Origin of the sequence: Streptomyces tritici, assembly GCF_048500665.1 — a bacterium.
Classification (GTDB): domain Bacteria; phylum Actinomycetota; class Actinomycetes; order Streptomycetales; family Streptomycetaceae; genus Streptomyces; species Streptomyces tritici.
Map to the genome: position 1 here is coordinate 129912 of NZ_CP183183.1, position 21791 is coordinate 151702.

The following is a 21791-nucleotide window of genomic DNA, read 5'->3' on the forward strand; positions in this document are numbered from 1 at the left end:
CGGAATCGTCCGGGACCGGAGACCGGGCGGCAGTCACGCCGTCCCGCTCTGTCCTCCACCCTGGTCCCGCCGCCGCCGCCCGGTCGGCCCGCCGACCGCGCCCGCCGGGCGACATGGCGGACCCGGGCATCCACCGATCGGCTGACCCCGCCGGCGTACCCGCAGGTCAGTGCTGACTTCCGCCGGTCAGGCGAGGAGCCAGCTCCTCGTGAGGGCGATGACCTGGGTGCGGCTGCGGGGGCCGTGGTCGGCGGCGATGTAGTGGTTGCCGATGCGGAGGGAGAAGGCGAGGAGGCAGCGGGCCTCGACCTCTGCCTCGTCGGGGCAGAACGCGCCGAAGAGGCTGCGGAGGTAGGCGATGCGGCGGTTGTCGACGCGGCGGAGGCGTTCGGCAACGGCCGGATCGCGCCGGGCCCAGTCGCGGACGGCCAGTTCGGCGGCCAGGCCGGTCATGCCGTCGGCGGCCTCGGCGGAGTTGGCGAGCTCGAACAGGCGGACCAGTTTCTCCCGGGCGTCTCCCCCGTCGGCCTCGACGCGTGCGATCACGCTCTCCGTGACCTCGCGTTCCCAGGTGTCGAGGATCTCGGTGAGCAGCGCGCCCCGGTTGCGGAAGTACCCGTAGAAACCGCCCTTGGTGACGCCGAGGGCCTGGGCCAGCGCCTCGATCCGGACGGCCTCCGGGCCGCCGGCGGACAGCGCCCGCATGCCTTCCTCGATCCACTTGGCGCGCGGGGTGCGTGCCGTGGCCATGGTCGTTCTCCTGTCCCCTCGGCCGGCCGTCTCAGAACTCGAACCAGAGGTCGATGTCGGGGTGGACCCGTGCGCGCAGGCAGGCCGAGTGCGCGTAGGCCCGTTGCCGGACGTCGCCGCCCCGCGCCGGGTCGACGGCGCCGAGCCTGAGTTCGGTGGCCGCCGCGTCCTGGGCGAGGTCGACGATCCGGCCGCAGAAGCAGCAGGTGGGGTCCTGGGCGGTCACCGGACCCGTCCCCCTGCCGGGCGGACCATGAACACGTCGATCGCGTCCTCCGTCTCGACGGTGAAGCCGTGCCGCTCGTACAGGCGGCGGGCCGGGCTGCCCTGCAGCACCTGGAGGGCCACGGTCGCGCCGCGCGCGTCGGCGGCCCGCAGCTCGGAGGCGAGGACGGCCGTGCCGACCCCGCGGCCCTGAAGGCGGGGTGCGAGGTAGAAGTGCTCCAGCCACTCGCGGCCGTCGCGGGGCCGCAGCGCGATGCTCCCGGCGAACGCGCCGTCCACCAGGACGACGCGGGTGTGGTCGACGGAGAAGTGGTCCCGCAGCCGCTGACGGACGTGGTGCTCGTCGTACCGGCCGAGCCGCTCCAGGTCGGCGCGCAGGACCACGGCCCGCAGCTCCGCGACGGCCTCGACGTCCGCCGGAGTCGCGGCCCGCAGCGTCCAGTCCGCGGTGCGCGCCCCGTCGTCGATCAGCCCGGTGTCCATGGACGGGAGTATGTCAGCCGCCCCGACGGCCACCCGACCCCACCCGCACCGACCAAGATCACGAGGTGCACAATGTCCGCATGTCGAACACGAATACGCCCCGAGCGGCCGCAATCGACGATGCCGGACGGATCAGCCGGTCCCTCGCCCTGGCCTTCGACGACGACCCGATGATGCGGTGGTTCTTCCCCGACGCCGCCACCCGCGAGGCGTCGCTGACGAGTTACTTCGGCACGCTGTTCACCCGCCAGTACCTGCGCAACGCGGTCTGCGAGCGCACCGCGGACGCGGCGGCCTTCTGGGTGCCGCCGGAGGCCCAGGACAAGGCGGTCCCGGACGCGGAGACGATCCAGGAGCTGCAGAACATCCTCGGCGACCGCGCCGGGGTGTTCCGGGACGCCGTCGGGGCGGCCGCGCAGCACACGCCGCAGGAACCGCACTGGTATCTGGCGCTGATCGGGGCCGACCCCGCCGCGCAGGGACAGGGCCAGGGCGCGGCGCTGCTGCGTTCGGGGCTGGCGAAGGCCGACGCGGCGGGCCTGCCGGCCTACCTGGAGTCCTCGAAGGAGTCCAACCTGCCGTTCTACTCCCACTTCGGTTTCACCGTCCGCCACGAGGTGCGGCTGCCGGGCGGCGGCCCCGTCCTGTGGGGCATGTGGCGCGAGGCGCGCTGAGCGACCGCGTACCGGCGGGCCCTCAGCTGAGGGCGTCCTCGGCGTTGGTGGCCCAAGCGGTCACGGAGTTCTTGTCCGATGCGACGTACAGGCCGGGGGTGGCGGCCTTGAGCGGGATCTGCTCCAGGTCCGACTCGGTGTTCATCGTCATGGCGATGGAGTCGACCGTCCTGCCCGTGCCGTCGGCGAGCCCGCCCATGAGTCCGGCGTAGGCGGACTGGCCGGGGGCGAGACGGATGGCGTCCTCGATGCCGGGCGCCGTCCCGCGCTCCGTGGCCGCGCCGTCGAGGCTGCCGAAGGTGACGACGGGGTGGCCGAGGGCCTTGCAGGGTCTGCCGCTCTTGTTGGTGATCTTCAGCAGGTAGCTGCTGGTCGTGGGCTCCGCCAGGGTGGCGGTGAACGTGACGTCGAAGGTGCTGCAGGGGAAGACGTCGAAGTCGGGGTCCGTCGAGCCCCCGCCACCGGTACCGCCCGGCTTCTTCGCGGGCTTCTTGCCCGCCGGCTTGCCCGCCGGCTTCCCTGCCGGCTTCTTCGACGGCTCCGAGGGGCCGGTGGGCTCCGCGGTGCCGGGGTCCTCCGCCGGCGTGGCGGGCGCGGAGGTCGACGGGGCGGTGGGCGCGCCGGCCGCGCCGTCCTCGGACGGGCCGCAGGCCGTCAGGGTCAGCGCCGACAGGGCGGCGAGGGCGACGGTTGCTCTCAGGACGGTGCTCATGTGCGGTTCCCCCGATCGAAGAGCGCGAAGTGCGCTGGCGTGAGCACCAGAGTGACGGGCAAGTTTCACGGAATCGTCATGACGCCTTCCCGACTCCACCACGGCGGGGCCGGGGCACGGGGCGCGTGTGACCGCCGGGGCGACGAGCGACGCGGGAGGCGTGCGGCATGGAGCCTGCGGCGCGCGGCCGTCAGCGGATCACGGTGATCTCCGGCAGCGGCCGCCGCCACTCCCCCAGCTCCGCGACGAGAACCCGGCGCGCGAGGCGCCGGGCCTCGTTCCAGCCCGGGTCGACCGCCAGGGCGTCCGTCGTCCAGCGGTCCGCCTGCTCCTCGCCGCTCATCGAGGCGAAGAGCAGGTCCAGTTCCCGCAGTTCGGGCAGCACGGCCGGATCGAGCGCGCCGTCCGCCACGAGGCCGTCGGCCAGGCGGACGGCGTGGTCGAAGTCCAGGGCGATCTCGTCGGCCACGACGCCGTACGCGGCCAGCCACGCCTCCTGTTCCGGGGCGGCGGCCGCCACGACGGTCAGGGAATCGATCAGCAGACGGCGGCGGGACGCTGCTCCGGGTGGCTTCATCCCGCCATCGTGTCAGGCATACGGGTCGAACGGGATTCCGGCCGGTTTGGCCTTCGCCAGGTGGTCCTTGAAGCTGCCGTCCTTGAGGCCGAAGTGGGCGCTGCCGAAGTCGGCCGCGCTGAGCTTCTCCCGGATGCCGGCCGGGTAGCCGTTCCAGCCGACCAGGGCGGGGAACTGCCAGGTGCGCTGGTGGTTCTCGGGCGGTTCGTCGTTGGTGTTGGCGGGGCGGAAGCAGTGCGTGCTCCAACCGTCCTTGTGGTAGACGACCTTGGGGTGGGTGCCGTCCCAGCGGATGCGGTCGCGCGCGTACACGTCGAAGTCGCCGTGGGCCGAGGTGGCGACGTACTGCGCCTGGTTGTTCTGGATCCAGACGACGACGTGCTCCCAGTCGTGGCGGTGGCCGCCGAGGCTGCTGCCGGGGAGCGCCTGGTCCTTCTCGAAGTAGAGCGCGTAGAGGACGGCGCACCAGCCGTTGTTGCACGTGGAGCGGGAGTAGCCGTTGGTGTTGGTGAGGTCCCAGGAGTCGCGGCACTGGCCGTTCAGGGCCCCGGTGGGGTTGAGGCCGGGGTTGAGCGTTCCGTCGGGGCCGATCGCCGGGGTGGGGTAGCAGCCGTCGGTGTCGTAGTCGTAGGCCGGCTGGAAGGTCTGCTCCAGACCGTCCGCGTTGGCCGGAAGGGCCGGGGGCGGGGCGGCGAGGGCGGTGCCGGGGAGGGCGACGATCAGGGCGAGCGAACTGCCCAGCGTGAGCGCTGCCTTGGCGAGGGGGCGTCTGTACTTCACTGCGGCTCCCTTGGTCGGATGGGGGGTCGGTGCACCCGCGTTCACGCGGGCGCACCGGGGCCGCACTTGACATGCCCATTCCGAGCGCGGTGAATGCCCTCCGGCCGGACTCAGCGGAGACTCAGGTGCGGCTCGAAGGCGTCGAGCAGCAGCTCCCGCATCCGCGGCAGCGTCATCTCGCCGTTCCCGGCGAGGACCTGGATCGCCAGACCGTCCGTCAGGGCGGTGAACCTGCTGGTGAGCGCCTCGGGATCGGCGCCGGGGGCGAGCAGCCCGGCGCGCCCGCACTCGCGCACGAGGTCGAGTACGGTCTGCCGCCAGCGGGCGTAGACGAGTCGCTGGCCCTCACGCAGCGCGGGCTCGACGACGGCCTCGTTCCAGGACTGGATCCACACCGACCATTCGTCGTGGTCCTCGTCGCCCGCGACGAGCTGGAGCTCGACCAGCCGGCGCAGCTTCTCGGCCGGCCCCTGCGCGTCCCTGAACTCGGCCTCCATGCGCTGCTGGAGACGGTCCGCGTAGTGCCGCAGGGCGGCGCGCAGGGCGTCGGCCTTCGTCGGGAAGTGGTAGTGGATCGTGCCGGTGCTGGTGCCGCAGGCGGCGGCGATGTCGGCGACCCGGACCCGGTGGAACCCCCGGCGGGCGATCAGCCTGGCGGTCTCCTCCAGGATCTGGGCCCGCCGCGCCTCCGCGTCCAGCGCCTCGGCCCGGCCGCGCGCGCCGGTCGCCGCGCCCTGCGGCGGCGCGGCCGGGCCGCGCCCCTGGCCGGTGCGCAGATAGCGCAGGGAGACCCCGCCGACACGGGCGATGGCCGCGAGTTCGTGGCCGGCGAGCCGGCGGCCGCCGTTGAGGGCCTTGGACAGGGCCGTGGGATCCATGTCGATGCGGGCGGCGAACGCGCGCTGGCTGAGCCCCGCGGACCGTACGACGAGCCGCGCCCGCGCCACGACCGCGCCGTCCCCGTCTGCCCGACCCGCGACCGCGCCGTCCCCCTCCGCCCCGCTCACCACCGCGCCGTCCTCCACCGCCGGGCCGACCGCGCCACCGCCCGCGCCGTCCTCCTTCATCCGGCTCACCGCCCCTCCACCGCGCCGTCCCCCTCCGCCCGGCTCACCCCCGCACCGCCCGGAGCACCTCGTCGGCCGCACGCAGGCCCGACGACACCGCGCCGTCGATGTAGCCGTTCCACTCCGACGCGGTCTCCGTGCCCGCCCAGTGCAGCGGGCCGGTGGGCGTGCGCCAGCCGGCCTCGCCGTGACGGCTCCACGCGCCCGGCCGCGCGTACGCCTCGTAGCCGCCGCGAGCGTACGGGTCCCGCGTCCAGTCCTGCTCCGTGTACAGACGCGGCGACCCGGCGCGCGGGCCCACTACCCGGGTGAAGGAGGCCAGCACGGCGGAGCGCCGGGCGGAGGCGTCCAGGGCCGTGAACGCGTCGAGCCGGCGCCCGTACACGAAGCCGACGAGGATCCCGCAGGACGCGTCCTCCGGCGAGTTGTCGAACACGACGCCGACCGGCCCCTCGTCGTAGAGGGTCGCCACGCCGGAGAGACCGGCCTCGCGCCAGAACGGCGTGGCGTAGACGGCGTGGACCTTGGCGACGCGGCCCATCGGGTTCCCCTCCAGCCAGCCCCCGCGCGCCCGCGGCAGCGGCGGGCCGAACTCCACGTCGCGCACGGCGTGCGGGGGCAGGGCCACGACGGCGCGGCGGGCGCGGATCTCCAGGCTCCGGGTCCGTACGCGGACGCCGTCGGCGTCGCAGGTGATCGCCCGCGCGGGCTCGCCGAGCCGGACGCGGTCGCCGAGCAGGTCGGCGATCGCACGCGCCGGGGCCGCGGCGCCGCCGGTGAACCGGCTGTCCTGGGCGCAGCCCCGGGTCTCCATCAGCTGCTCGAAGCCGCCTGCGGCGGCGATGTAGAAGAGCACGTGGAAGAGGGAGATCTCGTCGGGCTCGGTGCACCACAGCCCCTGGACGGCGAGGGCGAGCCGGCGCAGCGCGTCGGCGTCGTCGATCTCGGCGTGGAACCAGTCCCCGGCGCTGAGCGCGTCCCACTCCGCGAAGCGGGGGGTGCGCCAGGGGCGGGCGGTGTCCACGGTGCGGGCGTGGGCGTCGAGCAGGCCGGTGACGCGCGCGTACGCGGCGACGCCCGGCGCGCCGGCGGGCGCGGCGCCGGTGTAGGGGACGCGGGCGCCGTCGTGCCGGACCTCGATGTGACTGCCCTTCTCCCAGGTCGGGAAGGTCGGGCAGGCGAAGCGGGCGGCGAGGGCGAGGAGCCGGGTCTGGGTGGGGCCGACCCACTGGCCGCCGTGGTCGAGGATCGTCCCGTCGGGGCGGGTCTCGCTGAGGACCCGTCCGCCGACCCGGTCGGCGGCCTCGACGAGGGTGACGTCGACGGCGTGGTCGTGGAGTCGGAGCGCGGCGGACAGACCGGCGTATCCGCCGCCCACGACGACGACTTCGGATGCGAGCAGATGCGGTGCGCTCCGTCTCTCCATGGGCCGAGAGGATGGAGCAACGCTGACGTACGCGTCAATGCTTGCGACACGGACGACTTCCCGAGACGGATGGAGGAGGGGTCCGCTCAGCGAGCGGTCGTCAGGGTCTCGTGGGAGACGCCGAGTTCGCGCACCAGCGCGTCGTCGACCCACTCCTGCATCCGGGTGCGGGTGAGCGGCGCCCGGTAGGAGGTGGTCTGGACGGCCAGTCCGTCGAGGAACGCGGTGAGCCGCCAGGCCGCGTCGGCGGGGTCGGTGCACTGGAACTCGCCGGCCGCCACGCCCTCCGCGACGACCTCGGCGATCGCGGACTTCCACTCCTGGTCGAGGTCGTGGGTGACCTTCCGCAGGGCCGGTTCGCGCAGTGCGGCGGCCCAGCCCTCGATCCACAGCCGCCAGCCTTTGGCCTGGCCGGTGGGCGCGTACCAGCGCAGGGCCGCGCGCAGTCGCCGGGTGGCGCTGGTGCGGGGCTTGCGGAGCAGGGTGCGCAGTTGCTCGAGGTCGCCGGCCGCGGCGTGGGCGAACGCCTCGGCGACGAGGAGCTCCTTGCTGGAGAAGTGGTACAGCACCAGGGAGCTGCTGACGCCCAGTTCCGAGGCGACGTCCGCGAGGCGGACGTTGCTCACGCCACGGGCCTCGATCTGCTCGACGGCGACGCGCAGGATCTCCGCGCGCCGCTCCTCCACGCTCAACCGCACTCTGGCCACGGCTTCACCCTACACAGCCCTTGACAGTGTCGTGTGGCCGGGCTCACAGTGCTGGCTACTGACTGGCCGTTCAGTCAGCAGAACTGTGCCGCTCCCGTACGTGCCCCTCCCCGTGCCGCCGTAGGAGTCCGCCCCGTGACCCAGACACCCGTCACCTCCAGCAGAGACCGCGAACCCGCGACCCCCGACCTCTCCGAGGGCTGGGACGAACAGCGCGGCCGGCTCCGCAAGGAGCTGCGCCGCTTCGACGTCCTGCTGTTCCTCATCTGCACGCTCGTCGGCCTCGACACGATCGGCTCGGTCGCGGCGCAGGGCCCGCAGGGGCTGACCTGGATGGCCGTCCTGGCCCTGCTGTTCTTCCTCCCGTACGGGCTGCTCGTCGCCGAGCTCGGCTCCGCGTTCCCGGTCCAGGGCGGCCCGTACGTGTGGACCCGGCTCGCGTTCGGCCGGCTCACCGCGGGCCTCAACCAGATCCTGTACTGGATCTCCAACCCGGTCTGGGTGGGCGGCAGTCTGTGCATCATCGCCCTCACCACCTGGGAGGAGTTCTTCACTCCGCTGCCGGGCCTGTGGAAGTACGTCGCCGGGCTCGTGTTCATCTGGGGCGGGGCGCTGGCCGTCGTCCAGTCCGTGCGGGTCGGCAAATGGGTGCCGATCGCCGGGGCGTTCGCGCGCATCGTGCTGCTCGGCTTCTTCCTCGTCTCCGTCGTCGTGTTCGCCGTGCGGAACGGCGTCCACCCGCTGCCGCTCGACGAGTTCGCGCCGACGTACGCGGGCTTCGTCGCCCTGGTCCCCGTGCTGATCTTCAACTACGTCGGTTTCGAGCTGCCCAGTTCGGCCGCCGAGGAGATGCGCAACCCGCGCCGTGACATCCCGCTCTCCATCCTGCGTTCCGGCTTCGCCGCGCTGGTGCTGTACGGCGGCCCGATCCTCGGCATCCTCTTCGTGCTGCCGAGCGACCGGATCGGCAGTCTGGGCGGGTTCATCGACGCCTGCAAGGCGGTGTTCACCGTCTACGGCGGCTCGATCGCCGCCGACGGCACCGTCACGCTCACCGGGGCGGGCGCGGTCTTCGGCGGGATCGCCGCCGCGGGCCTGATCATCGGTCTGCTGACCTCCGGCGTCACCTGGGCGATGGGCGCCCACCGCGCCCAGGCGGTGGCCTGCGCGGACGGCGCCGGGCCGGCCTGGCTGGGCACGATATCCGAGAAGCACAGCACGCCGGTGCGGGTCAACCTGCTGTCGGCGGTGCTCGCCTCGATCCTGCTGGTGGTCGCGCTCGACCTCACCGAGGGCGACGGCGAGAAGTACTTCGCGGCGGGCATCGGCCTGACGATCTGCACGACGTTCATCTCGTACGTGATCACCTTCCCGAGCCTGCTGGCGCTGCGCCGCAAGTACCCGGACGCGCCGCGGCCGTACTCGGTGCCCGGCGGCCGGGCCGGCGCGTGGATCGTGACGGCGCTGGCGACCGGGCTCGTGGCGTTCACCGTGGTCGTGCTGATCTGGCCGGGCTTCGGCGTGGGCTGGTTCGGCACGGAGGGCTCCCCGGCCGACTCCCTGCCGGAGGCCTTCGCCGGGCAGCGCCTCGCGTACACGCTGAGCCAGGTGGTGCCGCTGCTGATCATCGCCGTGATCGGCCTCGTCTTCTACGCGCTGGGCGCGAAGACCCGCCGCACCAAGAGCTGAACACCGCACGGAGGCAAGGAGGAAGGGGGCGGCCGGAGCCGCCCCCTATCCTCCGTGTCCGTCGGCTACACCGCGGAAGTCCGGCCGTACACCTGCTTGCCGAGCCACTGCCCGCCGTCGACCGTCAGGCACTCCCCCGTCAGGTACGAGGCGCCGTCGCCCAGCAGGAACAGGGAGGCGTCGGCGATCTCCGCCGGGTCCGCGAAGCGGCCCGCGGGCACGGTCGCCAGGACCTCCGCGCGGGCCTCGTCGCCGGCCCACAGCGCCGCTCCGGCGCCGGCCGTCTCCGTCGGGCCGGGGGCGATGCAGTTGAGACGGATGCCGAGCGGGGCGAGCTCCACCGCGAGGGTGCGCGTCATCGCCAGGACTCCGGCCTTGGCGGCGGCGGAGTGGACGGTGCCCGGGTGGCCGTGCCAGGCGTAGGTGGCGATGACGGAGAGGATCGAGCCGCCCGTGCCCTGCTCGCGCAGCCGGCGGGCGACGGCGCGGGTGCAGTAGTACGAGCCGTTGAGGACGATGTCGACGACGGCCCGCCAGCCGCCCGGGGACAGGTCGATGCCGGGGACGACGAAGTTCCCGGCCGCGTTGTTCACCAGTCCGTCGACGCGGCCGAACCGCTCGACGGCGGCAGCCACCAGCGCGTCCACGGCCTCCGGGTCGCGGACGTCCGTCGGTACGGCGAGCGCCTCGCCACCGGCCTTCGCGGCCAGGGCGACCGTCTCGTCCAGCCGCTCCGGGGTGCGGCCGGCGACGGCGACGCGCGCGCCCTCGGCGGTCAGCGCGAGGGCGACGGCGCGGCCGATGCCGCTGCCGCCGCCGGTCACCAGATAGGTACGGCCCGCGAACCGGCCGGTCTGCGCAGTCGTCACGTGAGCACTCCATGGGCGTCGAGGGCGACGGCGCCGCCCGGGTGGACCAGCAGCGGATTGACTTCGAGTTCGCCGAGTTCGGGGTGCGCGACGGCCGCCCGGGCGAGCGCGCACAGCGCCTCGGCGGCGGCGTCGAGGTCCACGGCGGGCGCGCCGCGCCAGCCGGTGAGCAGGGGCGCGTGGCGCAGCGAGAGGAGCAGGTCCCGGGCGCGGTGCGGGGTGAGCGGGGCGAGGGCGAGGGCGGTGTCGGCGTGGAGTTCGGCGGTGACGCCGCCGAGTCCGACCATGGCGACCGGGCCGAAAGCGGGGTCGTGCCGGACGCCGGCGATCAGTTCGACCGCGTGCGGAGGGGTCACCATCCGCTCCACGGCGTACCGGGCCGCGCCGGTGGCCGTCCGCATCCGCGCGAAGGCGGCGCGCAGTGCGGCCTCGTCCGCGATCCCGAGGGCCACGCCCCCGGCCTCCGTCTTGTGCGCGAGGTCCATCGCCTTGAGGACCAGCGGGTAGCCGGTGCGGCGGCGGGCGGCGTCGGCGGCGCCGTCGGCGGTGGTGACGAACTCGGCGACGGGGAAGTCCAGTCCGTGGGCGGCGAGTAGCTCGCGGACGGACTCGTAGCCGCCGCTCGTGAGCCGGTGGCCGGGCGGCGGACCGGGCAGCGCGGCCGGCGGCCGGACGCCGCCGCTGCCCCGGCGGGCCGCGTACGCCAGGGCGGTCGCGGCCTGCTCGATGCGCTCGTAGACGGGGACGCCGTACTCGCGCAGGACCGTCAGGGCGGGGGTGTCGCGGGCCATGGTGTGCACGACGAGCACCCGGCCGGCCTGCCGGGCGGCCTCGCCCAGCTCGCCGGCCACCGCGCACTCCTCCTCGGCCTGCGCGGGATTGGCGGTGGCGTAGTCGCCGAAGTAGCCGGTGAGCACGGTGGCGTCGGTGTCCCCGGCGTCGAGCAGCGCGCGCGTGATCCGGGCGTAGTTCCGCAGATCGGCCTCCCCCGCGCCGGCGAGGTCGACGGGGTTGCCGCCGCCGGTGCGGCCGGGCAGGTGGGCGGCGACGGCGCCCCGGGTGGGCTCGTCGAGCACGGGCACGTCGAGCCCGCGCGCGACCAGCGCGTCGGCGGCCAGCGCGCCCTGGCCGCCGCTGTCCCCGACGACGGCGACGCGCAGCGGCCGCTGGGGACGTGGGACGCCATCGGCCTGCCCCGCGAGCCGCTCCCCCGCCGCCGTCAACAGGACGGCCGCGTCCACGAGTTCGCCGGCGGAGTCGAGCAGCACCGCGCCGGTGTCGCGGCAGACGGACTCCACGACCGCGCGGGCGCTCACCAGCGCGCCGGTGTGGGAGGCGGCGGCGCGCCCGGAGGCGGCGCTGCGGCCGAGGGTGAGCAGGAGTACGGGCTTGCCGGCGGCGTGCGCGGCGGCCAGCGTACGGGCGAGGCGGCGGCCGTCGCGGAAGTCCTCGACGTACGCGGCGAGCACCCGCGTGGGCTCGTGGGCGATCAGCGCGTCGAGGGCGTCCGCCGCGTCGATGTCGCGCTGGTTGCCGAGCGACACGAACCGGGAGAAGCCCTGTCCGGCGCGGCCGAGGAGCCGGCCGATCTCGAGGGCGAGGTTACCGCTCTGCGACACCAGTCCCACCGATCCGGCCGGGAACTCGCCCCAGCTCAGGCACAGTTCCGTCGTGGTGTCGACGACGCCCATGCAGTTGGGGCCGAGCAGCCGCCCGCCGTGCGCGGTGACCAGCGCGGCGAGTTCGCGCTCCTCGGCCGGGTCGGAACCGCCCGAGGTGATGACGGTGAAGCAGCGTGCGCCGACCGCGAGCCCGTCCACCACCACGGACCGCACCTGCTGCGGCGGCACCGCGACCACGACGTGCTCGGGCACGGTCGGCACGGCGCCCAGGTCCGGCAGGAACGGGACGCCGTCGAGGCCGCCGCCGCGCTGGTTGACCAGGTGGACCGTGCGCCGGCGCCGGCCGGCGAGCGCCCCGGCGGCCAGCCAGTAGCCCCACTTCGCGGGGTTGGCGGAGGCTCCGACGACGGCGACGGAGCGCGGGTCGAAGAGGGCGTCGAGGCTCATGCGTACCAGCCGTAGCGCTCGGCGATCACCGGCAGGCGGTCCGCGACGACGCCGTGCGCGGCGGTCCTCGGAGTGGTCCCGTCGGCCTCGGCGCGGGTGAGGACCTGCTCGACGAGGGCCCGCATGGAGCGCCGGATGTGGGCGAACGCCTCGTCGGCGTCGGCGCCGATGTCGCCGAACAGGGTCCACCACCACCAGGCGTTGGTCGCGGAGTTGACGACGACGTCCGGCAGGACGGTGATCCCGCGCGCGGTCAGCAGCTCCTCGGCCTCCGGCAGCACCGGCATGTTCGCCGCCTCGACGATCCAGCGGGCGGTGATCGCGGCCTGGTTGTCCGCGTCGATCGCGTACGAGACGGCCGCCGGCACCAGCACGTCCGCGTCCGCGGACAGCCAGGCGTCGCCGGGCAGTTCCGTGTCCCCCTCCCGCAGGGCGGCGCGGTCGACCGTGCCGTACGCGTCGCGGGCGGCGAGCAGCGCCTCGACGTCCAGGCCGGCGGGGTTGGCGACGGTGCCCTTGACGTCGGCGACGGCCACGACCGTCAGCCCGGCGCGGGCCAGGAAGCGGGCGGTCGCGCCGCCCATGGTCCCGAAGCCCTGCACCGCGACGCGGGTGCCCGCGTGGGGCACGCCCGCCCGGTCCAGGGCCGTGAGGACGGACTCGGCGACGCCGCAGCCGCCCGCCAGTTCGTCGAGGCCGATGCCGTCGACGTCCACGGCGAAGGCGTCGGCGAGCCGGCGGCGGGCGGCGGCCTCGTCGTCGAGCAGCGGGTAGACGGCCTGGATCGAGGAGACGAGCCCGGCCTCGGCGGCGGCGCGGTCGACGAGGTCCTGGGTGAGGCCGAGGTCCTCGCCCGTGGTCCAGAAGCATGCGATGTGCGGCCGCATCGCGCGCAGGTAGCGGACGAGGACGCCGTACGCCTCGGGGTCGCGCGGATCGCAGTCGATGCCGCCCTTGGCGCCGCCGAGGGGGATGTAGCGCGCCTCGGGGTCGTAGTGGAGGGCTTCCTTCATCGTCATGCCGCGGGCCAGTCCGGTGACTTCGTCGAGGGTGCAGCCGGCGCGCATCCGCAGGCCGCCGCTGGCGACGCCGCGCACGAGCCGGTCGATCACCAGATGGCCCTGGCGGCCGGTGACGTGGTCCGTCCACGTGACGGAGAGGAGGGGGGTGGGCGTCGTCATCGGGGCAGCTCCTCGGGAACGGTGACGAGGGTCGGTCCGGGGGTGGTGAGCGCGCGTGCCACGGCACGGGCGAGTTCGGCGGGGGTGCGGGCGGTGGCGCCGTCGCCGCCGTAGGCGCGGGCGAGCGCGGTCAGGTCGACGGGCGGCTGGCCGACGGCGGCGGGGGTGTCGCCACGGGCCTCCATCTCGTCGCGGATCTCGCCGTAGCCGCCGTTGTCGAAGACGACGACGGGCAGCGGTGCGCCCAGGGCGACGGCGGTGGCGAGTTCCTGGACGGAGAACTGCAGGCCGCCGTCGCCGCTGAGGGCGACGACCTGCCGGTCCGGGTGCGCGGTCTTCGCCCCGATCGCGGCGGGCAGCGCGTAGCCGAGGGTGCCGAAGCCGGTGGGGTGCAGGTAGCGGCCGCGGGGGCCGACCGGCAGGTGAGGCAGGGCGCCGTAGTAGCAGCACTGGGCGCTGTCGGAGGTGAACACGGCGTCCTCGGCGAGGACTTCGCGCAGGGCGCGCAGGTACGGCACCCAGCGGGCGTCCCTGGTTCGGGTCTCGTCGTCGCGGGCGGCGCGGACGGCGGGGACGTCGGCCGCCGGCCGGCGTTCGGCGGAGACGTCGGTCGTCGGCCCGGGTTCGCCGGGGGTACGGGTGGCGGTGCCCGGCGTCTGCTGCGGCGCACCGGCGTCGTACGCCGCGAGCAGCGCGCGCAGGACGGTGGTCGCGTCGCCGGTCAGGGGGACGTCGGCGGGGAGGCCCGCGTACATCTGGGCCGGGTCGAGGTCGACGCGGATCAGCGTGCCGGCCGGCGGCGGCAGCGGCGTCCAGGTGTCGGACTCGGCCAGTTCGGTGCCGACGGCGAGGATCGTGTCGCGCTCCGCGAGCCACTTCCGCACGGCCGGACTGTGCAGCGCGACGCCCAGCGACAGCGGATGCCGTTCGTCGACGACTCCCTTGCCGTTGGCGGTGGTGACGACCGGCGCGCCCAGCGCCTCGGCGAGCGCGAGGCACTCCCCGGCCGCCGCGCGCGCACCGCCGCCCAGGACCATGGCGGGGCGGCGGGACGTGCGCAGGGCGTCGGCGGCCTGCCGCAGGGCTGCCGGTTCCGGAGCCTGCGGCGCGGCCGGCGGGGCGAGCCGTACGGGCCCCGTCGGTTCGACCGACTCCAGCAGGTCCAGGGGCACTTCGAGGTGGGCGGGGCGGGGCCGGCCGGTGCGGAAGAGGGTGAAGGCGCGCGCGACCGCCGCGTCGATCTCGGCCACGGACGAGACGCGGTGGCTGAACGCGGCCACGCCGCGCAGGGCTTCGGTCTGGCTGCGCATCTCGTGCAGCAGGCCGGTGGACTGCCGGGGGTGCCGCAGCGGCATGCCGGGCGAGACGACGAGCAGCGGCACGCTGTCGGAGTACGCCTGGCCGACGGCGGCGGCGATGTTGAGCAGGGCGGGTCCGGTGGTGGTGAGCGCCACGCCGGGCCGGCCGGACACCCGGGCGTACGCGTCGGCCGCGTACCCGGCGCCCTGCTCATGACGGGGCGTCACATGTCGGATTCCGTACACGGGGAGGTGCCGGTACAGCTCCAGGTTGTGCGTGCCGGGGATGCCGAAGGCGTCGGTGACGCCGTGCGCGGCGAGGGCGCGGACGACGGCCTCGCCGCCGGTGAGGGCGGTCGTCATCACAGGCCCCGGGAGATCACGAGCCGCATGATGTCGGAGGTGCCCTCCTCGATCTCCTCCAGCTTGGCGTCGCGCATCCACTGCTCGACGGGGTACTCGCGCGAGTAGCCCCAGCCGCCGAGGGTCTGCACGGCGGCCCAGGTGCAGTACGCGGCCGTCTCGGAGGCCGTCAGCTTCGCCATGGCGGCCTCGGTGGCGGCGGGCAGGCCGGCGTCGAGGCGCTTGGCGGCGCGCCAGGTCATCAGGCGGGCCTGCTCGACGCGGGTGCGCATGTCGGCGAGCCGGAAGCCGACCGCCTGGTGCTCGACGATCGGCTTGCCGAACTGCTCGCGGGTGCGCGCGTAGTCGCGGGCGTACTCGTAGGCGGCGCGGGCCACGCCGGTCGCGGCGGCGCCGAGCACCGTGCGGGAGACGTCGAAGGTGCGCATGAGCCCGTGGAAGCCCCGTCCTTCGTCGCCGAGCCGGTGCTCCTCGGGCACGAAGGCGTCGGCGAAGAAGATCTCCCGGCAGACGATGGCGCGCTGGCCCATCTTCCGCATGGGCGCGCCGAAGGTGACGCCGGGCGTGTCCTTGCGCAGCAGGAACGCGGTGACGCCGCGGGAGCGCAGGGCGGGGTCGGTCTTGGCGAAGACGACGTACTGTTCGGCCTCGCCGGCGTTGGAGATCCACGCCTTCTGGCCGTTGAGCAGGTAGCCGCCGGCGGTGCGGGTCGCGGTGGTGACGATCGAGGCGGCGTCGGAGCCGGCGCCGGGCTCCGTGGTGGCCAGGGCGGTCATGGGGGTGTCGGGGCCGGTCAGCGGGGTGAGCCAGGTCCGCTTCTGCTCCTCGGTGCCGAGTTCGAGCAGCGGGTCGGCGAAGAAGCCGTTGGAGCACAGGAGGTTGCCGATGCCGAGGTCGCCGACGCAGAGCTCCTCCTGCACCAGGCACTGGGTGAAGACGTCGGTGAAACCGCCGCCGCCGTACTCCTCGGGGAGCATGAAGCCGGTGATGCCGACCTTGGCGGCCTTGTGCCACAGGTCCCACGGCGTCTCGACGTCGGCCTCGTCGACGGCGCGCGCCCGGGGGCGGATCTCGTCGCGGGCGAACGCCCGGGTGAGTTCGACGATGCCGCGCTGCTCGGGGGTGAACGGGACCAGCTCGGTGGGGAGGTCGGACATGGTGCCTCCAGACGCACGGGGCGAACGGGACGACTATTGACTGAACCGTCAGTCAGTATCCGGACCCCCGGCCGAGGCTGTCAACGCATTGGATAGCCTGGACGACCATGGCTTCGACTCAGCACAGGACGGCGCCGGCGACGGGCGGCGCGCACGGCCCCGGCGGCGGGGAGCGGGACGAGGACGGCGTGCTCCTGCCGCGCCTGCGTTTCTGGGAGGTGGTGCGCCGCGGAGCCCTCTTCGGGCTCGCGGCCGAGGTGCTCGCGGCGCTCGGGATGTTCTTCGTGCCCGGCCACAGCGACCGCGAGGAGTACCTGGCGGTGGTGTCCGGGCTCGCCCTGATCGCCGGGGGCCTGTTCCTGGTGACCGGCCTGTTCTTCTGGGCCTGCTGCGTGGGCGACGTCCGGCGCTGGCGGGACCTGCGCACAATCACCGGCCAGACGGACGCCGTCACGATCATGGCGCCCTCCCTCGTCCGGACCGGGGTGCTCGGCCTGGTCCTGTTCCCCGGGCCGTACGGGCTGTACCACCTCGTGGACGCCGCCCCGTACGACAGCTGGCTGTTCGGCAGCTGACGCGGCCGGCGCCGGACGGGCGGGCCGCCGCCGGGAATTCCGCGGTGGTTGCGGGAGTTTCCCGCAGTGATCACCGTTCGCGTAAGCCCCGCTGTTAAGGAGTGCCCATGTCCGCCCAGGTCGCGCCCCCGAAGCACCACATGGCCCTCATGATCTGGCTGTCGGTCTTCCCCACCCTGGCCGTCCTGGAGCTGGCGCTCCGGCCGCTGCTCGCGCCCCTGCCGGTCATCCTGCGGCTGCTGATCCTCACCGCGATCGTCGTCCCGCTGGTCGTGTACTTCGTGCTGCCGCGGGTGCAGCGCGGGCGGGCGCTGCTGCTGCGCCGGATGGCCGGTCGGGGGGACGATGGACGCGGGGGTGCCACGCGAACCCAAGGGAGCCGTCATGCTGGGTGACAGCAAGTCCTTCGGCAGTTTCTCGGTCGACCGCCTCGACACCGCGCGGGACTTCTACGCCGACACGCTCGGCCTGCGCGTCGCCGAGGAGGAGGGCATGGACGCCCTGTTCCTCAAGCTCGCAGGGGACCGGGACGTGCTGGTGTATCCCAAGGACGACCACGTGCCCGCGACGTTCACCGTGCTGAACTTCGTCGTGGACGACGTCGAGAGGACCGTGGACGACCTGGTCGCCCGCGGCGTGACCATGGAGCGGTACGAGCAGTTCCCGCAGGACGACCGCGGCATCCTGCGCGACCACGCCGGCGAGGGGCCTCCCATCGCCTGGTTCAAGGACCCGGCGGGCAACGTCCTGTCCGTCCTGCAGGAGACGCCCCGCTGAGGCGCGTCCGCGTCGGCGGGCGCCTCGGCGTCCGGGGGTGGTCCAGCGTCGGCGGGAGCCTCCGCGTCAGCGGGTGACCCGCACCCGCAGCGGCGCCCGGAACGAGAGCAGGCCGAGGACCGGCGGGTCCTCGTCGGCCGCGAGCAGCAGCGCCCCGGGCAGCCGACGCGCGGCCGCGCGCAGGGCGACGGCGGCCTCCGTACGGGCCAGGGAGGCGCCCGGGCAGCGGTGCCGGCCCACGCCGAAGGACAGGTGGTGGCGGGCCTTGGCCCGGTGCGGGCACATCCGCTCCGGCTCGTCGAACACCTCCGGATCGGACCCGCTGCCCATGAGCATCAGCAGCAGCTGGGCCCCGGCCGGCAGCGCGACGCCGCCGAGCGTGACCGGGCGCGCGGTCACCCGCCGCCAGGTCGTGACGGGCGGCTCGCGGCGCAGCACCTCCTCCACCCACGCCTCCGCGAGGCCCGTCTCGTGCGCGGCGCGGGGCCACAGGCCCGGCTCGGACAGGGCCCGGTGGAGCGTGGTGGAGATGAGCTGGCCGGTGGTGGACTGCCCGGCGATGAAGACGAAGAAGCAGGCGCCGACCGCCGTCTCCACGTCGAGCGGCCGGCCGTCGGGCAGCCGGTGGGCGCGCAGCGCCTCGACGAAGGAACCGGGCCGTGCGGCGGAGTCGCGGACGGTGGCGGTGAGCCACTGGTGGAACGCGCCGACGAGCGCGGCCAGCTCCAGCTGGCGCTCCAGGCCGGGCCGGCCCCAGAACAGCTCCAGCGACGCGTCGCTCCAGCGGACCAGGGTGGCCGGGTCGACGCCGTCGATGCCGAGCAGTTCCATCAGGACCCGGCAGGGCAGGATCTGCGCGTACGAGGTGAACAGGTCGCACGAGCCGGTGGCGTCGAGCCGGGCCCGCGCGGCGTCCAGGAGCTCGTCGGCGAGGCGCTCGACGACGGGGACGGCGGCGGCGACGCGCTGGGCGTTGAAGAAGCGGGTGACGACGCGCCGCAGCCCGGGGTGGCTGTCGGTGCCGTTGTTGGCGAGCGCCGGCGGCAGTTTGAAGCCGGCCCGCGCCAGCACCCGCAGCACGGGGACGGGCAGCGGGACGACGGCGTGCTGGGCGTTGTCCGGGTGGAAGGCCGCCGGGTCGAGCAGGACGGCGCGGATGTCCTCGTACCGGCTGACCAGCCACAGGCCGGTGACGGGGTCCCGGTGCACCGGAGCGTGCGAGCGCAGCGCGTCGAGCCACGGGTACGGGTCGCGTACGAAGCCGTCGCCGAAGACGTCGAGCCCGAGCAGGTCGGGCGCGTCGTCCTCGGCGGAGAGGTCGGCGGGGGCCGGCAGGGCAGCGGAAGTCACCGCCGGACGCTAACACGCTCCGGCACCGCCCCTGACCTGCGCGTGTCCGGGATCACTCGGTGTCCCAGAGGCCCGGCTCGGCGAACAGCTCATGGAGCCAGCGCGCCGTCGCCTCGGCGGTGTCGCCGCCGCCGGCGGCGCCGTCCCGCACGGGGAACACGCGCGCCCACGACAGGGCCCGGCCGATCGCCCCGAGCCGGGACGCCAGCGCGACCGTGCGCCGCAGTTCCGCCACGGGCGTCCCGTCGCCGGTCCACGCCTCCAGATACACGTCGCGCAGCCGGGGCAGCGGGTCCGTCCCGAAGCGGCGGGCGATCAGACGGCCGGTGACGAGCAGCGTGGAGAAGGGGTGGGCGACGGCCGCGTCGCCCCAGTCGAAGAACGTGTAGCGGTCCTGCCCGCGGACCAGAACCTGCGACTCGTGCAGATCGGAGTGGTCGAGCGAGTCGGGCACGCCGGTCGCGGCGAGCTCCTCGCACCAGGCCACCAGGCGAGGCCGCCGGGCGCGCAGCGCCGCGCGGGCGGCCGGGTCCAGGGCTCCGCACTCCTCGACGAGCCGGTCGAAGACTGCCGGAAGAGCGGCGGGCCGTCCGTCCGGCACGCCGAGGGCGAGCAGGTCCCCGGTACGGCCGACGAGGGCGCGCTGCAGCGCCGCGTACTGGCGCAGCGGCTCCTCCCAGGCGCGCGCGTCGGCGAGGCCGCGGTCGAGCTCGTCGCGGAAGAGGCCGCCGCCGTCGGGGAGCAGGGACCAGCCGCGCTCGGCCTCGACGGCGAGCGGCACGAGGACGTGCTCGGGGACCCAGGCGCCGAGGGCCTGCCCGAGGCCCGCCTCGTAGCGGCTGGACGGCGGGTTGGCCTTGAACCAGACGGTCCGGTGGCCGTCGCCGTCGACGGGGAGCCGGACGAGGACGGACCAGGGACGCAGCCGGACCTCGGCGGCCGGACCCCGCTCCCGCAGCCCGTGCTCGGCGAGCCGCTCGCGGGCCCAGTCCAGGGCGGCGTCCCGCCAGCCCGCGTCCTCCCAGGGGGTGACGCCGTGGGGGTGGTCAGCCGGGTCCACGGTCGTGGTGGTGTCGTGTCGCATGGGCCCATCCCATCATCCCGGCGGTGCGGCTCTCCTGGGGTTTTCCGGGGGCGACGGCCGTCGCGGAGGCACGACACCGCCGCGCCGCGCACCCAAACGTCGGGAGAATGACACCTTCCGTTCTCCTCGGAGCCACGTGCCGCGTTCCGGGATGTCCGAGCATGCGGTGCGCGACCGGTCCGCGGAACCCTCCGCGGACGCTCAACTGCTCGACCACAAAGGAATTCACGGTGCTGCTGCGAGATTCGGGGCGGGCCTCCTCCCGCCGGGCGGGGGCTGCGGCCGTTCTGGCGGGGGCGCTGCTGCTCTGCGCCTGCGGAACCGGCGGGGCGGCGCAGGACGCCGAGCCGTCCGCCGAGGAGTCGGCCCCCGACATCGCGTGCGCGGACAACGGCCTGGTGAACGGCTCGGGTTCCAGCGCGCAGCAGAACGCGATGAAGCGCTGGATGCAGCAGTACCAGCGCGCCTGCCCGGGCGTGCGGCTCGCGTACAACCCGCTGGGTTCGGGTGCGGGTGTGGCCCAGTTCCGGCGCGGCGCGACGACCTTCGGCGGTACGGACCAGGCGCTGTCGGACGAGGACCGCGAGGTCTCGCGGGACGTGTGCGGGGGCGGCAGGGCGATCGACCTCCCGATGGTCGGCGGCCCGATCGCGCTCGGCTACCACGTGCCGGGCGTGCCCGGCCTCGTCCTGGACGCGCCGACGCTCGCGAAGATCTTCGACGGCCGGATCACCCGCTGGAACCATCCCGCGATCAAGCGGCTCAACGGGGCGGCGGAGCTGCCCGATCTGACGATCGTGCCGGTGCACCGCGCCGACGACTCCGGTACGACCCAGAATCTCAACGCGTATCTGAAGGGCGCCGCCGGCTCGGCCTGGCCGTACCCGGCGGAGAAGAAGTGGCAGGCGCGCGGCGGGCATTCGGCGAACGGCTCGGACGGCGTCGCCACGGCGGTGGCCCAGACCGAGGGCGCGATCGGCTACTTCGAGCTGTCCTTCGCGAAGAAGCGGAAGATCGACACGGTGCGCATCGCGACCGGCGCGCCCGAGCCGGTCGCCCCCACGACGGAGAGCGCGTCGCTGGGCATCGCGACGGCCGAGGTGGCCGGCGAGGACGGCGACCTGGCCCTGGAGTTCGACTACCGGACCAAGGCGGCGGGCGCGTACCCGATCGTGCAGGTCACGTACGAGATCGTCTGCGCCGACGGCAACCGGCCGGAGTCCCTGCCCGCGCTGAGGTCCTTCCTCGGGTACGCGGCGAGCGAGGAGGGCCAGAAGGAACTCCACGCCATCCACTACGCCCCGCTCCCCCGGTCGGTGGCGGAGCGGGTGCGGGAGGTCGTCGCCACCCTGTCCTGACGTGCTGTCAAGACCGGGGGGCGCACGGGTGCGGGCTCCTTCCGGCGGCACGGCCGCTGGGGCAGACTCGTCCGCATGTTGCGCCTGCACGTGATGACCTCGGAAGACTGGCCGATGTGGCGGCAGGTCCGCCTGGCGGCGCTCGCCGACTCCCCGCACGCCTTCCGGGCGCGGCTGGACGACTGGTCGCGGGGCGGGGAGAAGCAGTGGCGGGAGCGGTTGACGGCGCCGGGGACGTACAACCTGGTGGCCGTCCTGGACGAGCGGGCGGTGGGGGTCGCGCGCGGGGTGCCGCGCGGCGCGGGCGGGGGCGTGGTGGAGCTGCGGTCCGTGTGGGTGGGGCCGCGGGCGCGGGGCCGGGGCGTCGGCGACCGGCTGATCGCGGCGGTCGAGGCATGGGCCCTGCGCACGGAGGCGGACACGCTGGAACTTGCGGTGCGGCCGGACAACGAGTCGGCGGTGACGCTGTACCGGCGGAACGGCTTCGCTTTCACGGGCACGGACGCGGCGGGGCAGCGGCTGATGGCGAAGCGGTTGCGGCTGGAGTGACTCCGGCGGCGCACGGGGCGGGCACGCCCGGGTAACGCTCGCCGGCCGGAGCACGCTGAGAAGATCGTGAA

23 protein-coding genes are annotated in these 21791 nt (G+C 74.5%); 7 read left to right on the plus strand and 16 right to left on the minus strand.

The genetic code is table 11. The annotated features are described in order from the left end of the window. Positions 1-186: 186 nt before the first annotated feature. From ACNJ93_RS00695 to ACNJ93_RS00705, 3 genes are read right to left on the minus strand one after another with little or no spacing between them, the layout of a single operon-like run. The gene (locus tag ACNJ93_RS00695; RefSeq protein WP_418955310.1) at positions 187-750 is read right to left on the minus strand and encodes a TetR/AcrR family transcriptional regulator; all 564 of its coding nucleotides are present in this window, start codon (positions 748-750) and stop codon (positions 187-189) included. Between the two features lie 31 nt (positions 751-781). Then, on the minus strand, positions 782-976 hold the full coding sequence (locus ACNJ93_RS00700) for a hypothetical protein (RefSeq protein WP_418955311.1): 195 nt from the start codon (positions 974-976) through the stop codon (positions 782-784). Next, positions 973-1458, minus strand: coding sequence for a GNAT family N-acetyltransferase (locus ACNJ93_RS00705; RefSeq protein WP_418955312.1), 486 nt, complete (start codon positions 1456-1458; stop codon positions 973-975). Before ACNJ93_RS00705 ends, ACNJ93_RS00700 begins: the two co-directional genes overlap by 4 nt. Positions 1459-1538: 80 nt before the next feature. On the opposite strand from ACNJ93_RS00705, the gene ACNJ93_RS00710 reads away from it, so the two are divergent. Beyond that, positions 1539-2132, plus strand: a complete 594-nt coding sequence (locus ACNJ93_RS00710; protein ID WP_418955313.1) for a GNAT family N-acetyltransferase — start codon at positions 1539-1541, stop codon at positions 2130-2132. Between the two features lie 22 nt (positions 2133-2154). On the opposite strand, the gene ACNJ93_RS00715 is transcribed toward ACNJ93_RS00710, so the two are convergent. The 6 genes from ACNJ93_RS00715 to ACNJ93_RS00740 form a co-directional block, all read right to left on the minus strand. Beyond that, positions 2155-2844 (minus strand): DUF4232 domain-containing protein, encoded by a 690-nt coding sequence (locus ACNJ93_RS00715; protein WP_418955314.1) that lies wholly within the window; start codon positions 2842-2844, stop codon positions 2155-2157. Positions 2845-3034: 190 nt separating this feature from the next. Beyond that, complete coding sequence (locus ACNJ93_RS00720; RefSeq protein ID WP_418955315.1) at positions 3035-3421, minus strand: hypothetical protein; 387 nt, start codon at positions 3419-3421, stop codon at positions 3035-3037. 12 nt (positions 3422-3433) lie between these two features. Then, positions 3434-4201, minus strand: coding sequence for an NPP1 family protein (locus ACNJ93_RS00725; RefSeq protein WP_418955316.1), 768 nt, complete (start codon positions 4199-4201; stop codon positions 3434-3436). Positions 4202-4311: 110 nt separating this feature from the next. Then, a complete protein-coding gene (locus tag ACNJ93_RS00730; protein ID WP_418961273.1) occupies positions 4312-5268 on the minus strand; it encodes a TetR family transcriptional regulator C-terminal domain-containing protein in 957 nt (318 codons plus the stop codon). A 43-nt stretch (positions 5269-5311) separates the two neighbouring features. After that, positions 5312-6694, minus strand: coding sequence for a flavin monoamine oxidase family protein (locus ACNJ93_RS00735; RefSeq protein ID WP_418955317.1), 1383 nt, complete (start codon positions 6692-6694; stop codon positions 5312-5314). Between the two features lie 86 nt (positions 6695-6780). Further along, complete coding sequence (locus ACNJ93_RS00740; protein ID WP_418955318.1) at positions 6781-7401, minus strand: TetR/AcrR family transcriptional regulator; 621 nt, start codon at positions 7399-7401, stop codon at positions 6781-6783. A 135-nt stretch (positions 7402-7536) separates the two neighbouring features. Here ACNJ93_RS00740 and ACNJ93_RS00745 point away from each other — a divergent pair, with 135 nt between their 5' ends. Continuing rightward, positions 7537-9090 (plus strand): APC family permease, encoded by a 1554-nt coding sequence (locus ACNJ93_RS00745; protein WP_418955319.1) that lies wholly within the window; start codon positions 7537-7539, stop codon positions 9088-9090. Positions 9091-9155: 65 nt separating this feature from the next. Here ACNJ93_RS00745 and ACNJ93_RS00750 read toward each other — a convergent pair whose 3' ends face one another. The 5 genes from ACNJ93_RS00750 to ACNJ93_RS00770 are packed head-to-tail and all read right to left on the minus strand — an operon-like array spanning position 9156 to position 16027. After that, the gene (locus tag ACNJ93_RS00750; RefSeq protein ID WP_418955320.1) at positions 9156-9959 is read right to left on the minus strand and encodes an SDR family oxidoreductase; all 804 of its coding nucleotides are present in this window, start codon (positions 9957-9959) and stop codon (positions 9156-9158) included. Further along, on the minus strand, positions 9956-12028 hold the full coding sequence (locus ACNJ93_RS00755; protein WP_418955321.1) for an acetate--CoA ligase family protein: 2073 nt from the start codon (positions 12026-12028) through the stop codon (positions 9956-9958). Before ACNJ93_RS00755 ends, ACNJ93_RS00750 begins: the two co-directional genes overlap by 4 nt. Continuing rightward, positions 12025-13209 (minus strand): Glu/Leu/Phe/Val dehydrogenase dimerization domain-containing protein, encoded by a 1185-nt coding sequence (locus ACNJ93_RS00760; RefSeq protein ID WP_418955322.1) that lies wholly within the window; start codon positions 13207-13209, stop codon positions 12025-12027. Before ACNJ93_RS00760 ends, ACNJ93_RS00755 begins: the two co-directional genes overlap by 4 nt. Next, positions 13206-14870, minus strand: coding sequence for a thiamine pyrophosphate-binding protein (locus tag ACNJ93_RS00765; RefSeq protein WP_418955323.1), 1665 nt, complete (start codon positions 14868-14870; stop codon positions 13206-13208). Before ACNJ93_RS00765 ends, ACNJ93_RS00760 begins: the two co-directional genes overlap by 4 nt. Further along, on the minus strand, positions 14870-16027 hold the full coding sequence (locus ACNJ93_RS00770; RefSeq protein WP_418955324.1) for an acyl-CoA dehydrogenase family protein: 1158 nt from the start codon (positions 16025-16027) through the stop codon (positions 14870-14872). The genes ACNJ93_RS00765 and ACNJ93_RS00770 overlap by 1 nt, the downstream gene beginning before the upstream one ends. 107 nt (positions 16028-16134) lie before the next feature. Between ACNJ93_RS00770 and ACNJ93_RS00775 the strand changes: the two genes are divergently transcribed. The 3 genes from ACNJ93_RS00775 (at position 16135) to ACNJ93_RS00785 (ending at position 17379) form a co-directional block, all read left to right on the plus strand. After that, the gene (locus tag ACNJ93_RS00775; protein ID WP_418955325.1) at positions 16135-16602 is read left to right on the plus strand and encodes a DUF6336 family protein; all 468 of its coding nucleotides are present in this window, start codon (positions 16135-16137) and stop codon (positions 16600-16602) included. Between the two features lie 107 nt (positions 16603-16709). Next, on the plus strand, positions 16710-16997 hold the full coding sequence (locus ACNJ93_RS00780) for a hypothetical protein (protein WP_418955326.1): 288 nt from the start codon (positions 16710-16712) through the stop codon (positions 16995-16997). Next, entirely contained in the window at positions 16987-17379 is a 393-nt protein-coding gene (locus ACNJ93_RS00785) for a VOC family protein (RefSeq protein ID WP_418955327.1), read from the plus strand. Before ACNJ93_RS00780 ends, ACNJ93_RS00785 begins: the two co-directional genes overlap by 11 nt. Positions 17380-17445: 66 nt before the next feature. Here ACNJ93_RS00785 and ACNJ93_RS00790 read toward each other — a convergent pair whose 3' ends face one another. Next, entirely contained in the window at positions 17446-18729 is a 1284-nt protein-coding gene (locus ACNJ93_RS00790) for a cytochrome P450 (RefSeq protein WP_418955328.1), read from the minus strand. 52 nt (positions 18730-18781) lie between these two features. Further along, the gene (locus ACNJ93_RS00795) at positions 18782-19813 is read right to left on the minus strand and encodes a phosphotransferase (RefSeq protein ID WP_418955329.1); all 1032 of its coding nucleotides are present in this window, start codon (positions 19811-19813) and stop codon (positions 18782-18784) included. Between the two features lie 230 nt (positions 19814-20043). Here ACNJ93_RS00795 and pstS point away from each other — a divergent pair, with 230 nt between their 5' ends. Both pstS and ACNJ93_RS00805 read left to right on the plus strand, forming a co-directional pair. Next, the gene (gene pstS / locus ACNJ93_RS00800) at positions 20044-21171 is read left to right on the plus strand and encodes a phosphate ABC transporter substrate-binding protein PstS (protein WP_418955330.1); all 1128 of its coding nucleotides are present in this window, start codon (positions 20044-20046) and stop codon (positions 21169-21171) included. 75 nt (positions 21172-21246) lie between these two features. Next, complete coding sequence (locus tag ACNJ93_RS00805; protein ID WP_418955331.1) at positions 21247-21720, plus strand: N-acetyltransferase family protein; 474 nt, start codon at positions 21247-21249, stop codon at positions 21718-21720. The last annotated feature ends 71 nt before the right edge of the window (positions 21721-21791 follow it).

Excerpts from the sequence above, each read along its gene's own strand:
- ACNJ93_RS00715 (WP_418955314.1), bottom strand. The coding sequence starts at position 2,844 with ATGAGCACCGTCCTGAGAGCAACCGTCGCCCTCGCCGCCCTGTCGGCG.
- ACNJ93_RS00710 (WP_418955313.1), top strand. The coding sequence starts at position 1,539 with ATGTCGAACACGAATACGCCCCGAGCGGCCGCAATCGACGATGCCGGA.
- ACNJ93_RS00720 (WP_418955315.1), bottom strand. The coding sequence starts at position 3,421 with ATGAAGCCACCCGGAGCAGCGTCCCGCCGCCGTCTGCTGATCGATTCC.
- ACNJ93_RS00735 (WP_418955317.1), bottom strand. The coding sequence starts at position 6,694 with ATGGAGAGACGGAGCGCACCGCATCTGCTCGCATCCGAAGTCGTCGTC.
- ACNJ93_RS00805 (WP_418955331.1), top strand. The coding sequence starts at position 21,247 with ATGTTGCGCCTGCACGTGATGACCTCGGAAGACTGGCCGATGTGGCGG.
- ACNJ93_RS00765 (WP_418955323.1), bottom strand. The coding sequence starts at position 14,870 with ATGACGACCGCCCTCACCGGCGGCGAGGCCGTCGTCCGCGCCCTCGCC.
- ACNJ93_RS00760 (WP_418955322.1), bottom strand. The coding sequence starts at position 13,209 with ATGACGACGCCCACCCCCCTCCTCTCCGTCACGTGGACGGACCACGTC.
- ACNJ93_RS00705 (WP_418955312.1), bottom strand. The coding sequence starts at position 1,458 with ATGGACACCGGGCTGATCGACGACGGGGCGCGCACCGCGGACTGGACG.
- ACNJ93_RS00695 (WP_418955310.1), bottom strand. The coding sequence starts at position 750 with ATGGCCACGGCACGCACCCCGCGCGCCAAGTGGATCGAGGAAGGCATG.
- ACNJ93_RS00795 (WP_418955329.1), bottom strand. The coding sequence starts at position 19,813 with ATGCGACACGACACCACCACGACCGTGGACCCGGCTGACCACCCCCAC.
- ACNJ93_RS00730 (WP_418961273.1), bottom strand. The coding sequence starts at position 5,268 with ATGAAGGAGGACGGCGCGGGCGGTGGCGCGGTCGGCCCGGCGGTGGAG.
- ACNJ93_RS00780 (WP_418955326.1), top strand. The coding sequence starts at position 16,710 with ATGTCCGCCCAGGTCGCGCCCCCGAAGCACCACATGGCCCTCATGATC.
- ACNJ93_RS00785 (WP_418955327.1), top strand. The coding sequence starts at position 16,987 with ATGCTGGGTGACAGCAAGTCCTTCGGCAGTTTCTCGGTCGACCGCCTC.
- ACNJ93_RS00770 (WP_418955324.1), bottom strand. The coding sequence starts at position 16,027 with ATGTCCGACCTCCCCACCGAGCTGGTCCCGTTCACCCCCGAGCAGCGC.
- ACNJ93_RS00775 (WP_418955325.1), top strand. The coding sequence starts at position 16,135 with ATGGCTTCGACTCAGCACAGGACGGCGCCGGCGACGGGCGGCGCGCAC.
- ACNJ93_RS00755 (WP_418955321.1), bottom strand. The coding sequence starts at position 12,028 with ATGAGCCTCGACGCCCTCTTCGACCCGCGCTCCGTCGCCGTCGTCGGA.